The following is a 1519-nucleotide window of genomic DNA, read 5'->3' on the forward strand; positions in this document are numbered from 1 at the left end:
TGGTGCAGCAGTATCCGGCCAAGCCGGCGTGGGAGAGAGAGACGCATGATCGAGCACCGGGACGGCACGGTCGCACCCTCCGGTTTCGACGTGCCCGTGCAACCGTTGCGGCGGGCGGCGCACTACACCGGGGAACCCGGGTGCATAGCGGACGCGCGGGCATTCGCCGCGCAGTTCATGAACCAGCTCAGGACCGAATGGTGTGCCGAGATCACCGAGCGTGTCAGGGAGAGTCTGCTCCTCGTGGTCAGCGAGCTGGTCACCAACGCGGACCGGCACAGCGACGGACCGTACATCCTCGACCTGGAGGGCACGGACGGCGCGGTGACGGTGTCCGTCTACGACAGCAGCGACGCGCTGCCCCGGCGCTTTCCCCGGGATCCGCAGCGCATCGGCCGGCACGGCCTGGAGATCGTGCACGCGCTCGCGTCCCGGGTCGCCGTCGAGCGGGTGCCGGTCGGCAAGCGCGTCTGGGCGGTGGTGACACTCGGCGACGGGTGAACCGCCCGGACGGCACGGCGCCCGGGCGTGTCTCTTCCCGGCCTCAGATGCGGTCCAGCTCGCCGAGCATCCCCTCACGCAGCCGGACGATGATCCGCTTGAGCAGCCGGGACACATGCATCTGCGAGCAGCCGAGCTGTTCGCCGATCTCCGCCTGGGTCGCCTCCTCGACGAACCGCATGTGCAGGATCCGCCGGTCCCGCTCGTCCAGCTCGGCCATCAGCGGGGCCAGCGACTGGAAGTCCTCCACGAGCCGCAGCCCGTGCTCCTCGACACCGATGAAGTCGGCCAGCACCGCCTCGCCGTCCTCGGGCCCGTCACCCGTCAGGGCGGCGTCCAGCGACGCCGAGTTGTAGCCGTTGGCCGCGATCTGGGCCTCGACCACCTCGTCCTCGGAGATGTTCATCAGGGTGGCCAGCTCGGCAACCGTCGGCTCGCGGTCCAGCCGGCTGGACAGTTCCTCGCGTGCCTTGGCCAGCTCCACCCGCAGCTCCTGGAGCCGGCGCGGAACGTGCACCGCCCACGTGGTGTCCCGGAAGAACCGCTTGATCTCGCCCACGATGTACGGCAGCGCGAACGACGTGAACTCGACCTCGCGGCTGAGGTCGAACCGGTCGATGGCCTTGATCAGGCCGATCATGCCGGTCTGGACGACGTCCTCCATGTCGTCCCCGCGGCCGCGGAACCGCCCGGCCGCGAAGCGCACCAGCGAGATGTTCATCTCGATGAGGGTGTTGCGCGCGTACTGGTACTCGCGCGTGCCCTCCTCCAGCTCCTGGAGCCGGCGGAAGAACTGGCGGGACAGCTCCCGTGCGTCGCGAGGCGCCACGGCCTGCGGGTCCATGACCGCCGGCACCGGGCCGTACCCGGTTCCGGCCCGCTCGCTCTGCTCGGCGACCGGCGCGTCAGGCCCGGTCACGGCGGTGGCGGTGTCCATTGCCTCTCCCACGGAAGTCATGGTGCGACGTCTGCCTCTTTCGAAACGGCTATCGGATGCTGCTGTGCTGGTGCGCCCCCG

At 70.0% G+C, this 1519-nt stretch carries 2 protein-coding genes; one reads left to right on the forward strand and one right to left on the reverse strand.

Annotation, left to right across the window (positions count from 1 at the left end):
* Positions 1-45: 45 nt before the first annotated feature.
* Positions 46-501: an ATP-binding protein gene (locus CCN42_RS39730; protein WP_086172656.1), complete on the forward strand. Its 456-nt coding sequence runs from the start codon at positions 46-48 to the stop codon at positions 499-501.
* Between the two features lie 43 nt (positions 502-544).
* Here CCN42_RS39730 and CCN42_RS39735 read toward each other — a convergent pair whose 3' ends face one another.
* A complete protein-coding gene (locus CCN42_RS39735; RefSeq protein WP_086742002.1) occupies positions 545-1438 on the reverse strand; it encodes an RNA polymerase sigma factor SigF in 894 nt (297 codons plus the stop codon).
* Between the last annotated feature and the right edge of the window lie 81 nt (positions 1439-1519).

Source organism: Streptomyces glaucescens, assembly GCF_002154375.1.
GTDB classification, from domain to species: Bacteria; Actinomycetota; Actinomycetes; order Streptomycetales; family Streptomycetaceae; genus Streptomyces; species Streptomyces glaucescens.

Bases quoted from the DNA above. Each gene is read 5' to 3' on its own strand.
- CCN42_RS39730 (WP_086172656.1), top strand. From the start codon at position 46: ATGATCGAGCACCGGGACGGCACGGTCGCACCCTCCGGTTTCGACGTG.
- CCN42_RS39735 (WP_086742002.1), bottom strand. From the start codon at position 1,438: ATGGACACCGCCACCGCCGTGACCGGGCCTGACGCGCCGGTCGCCGAG.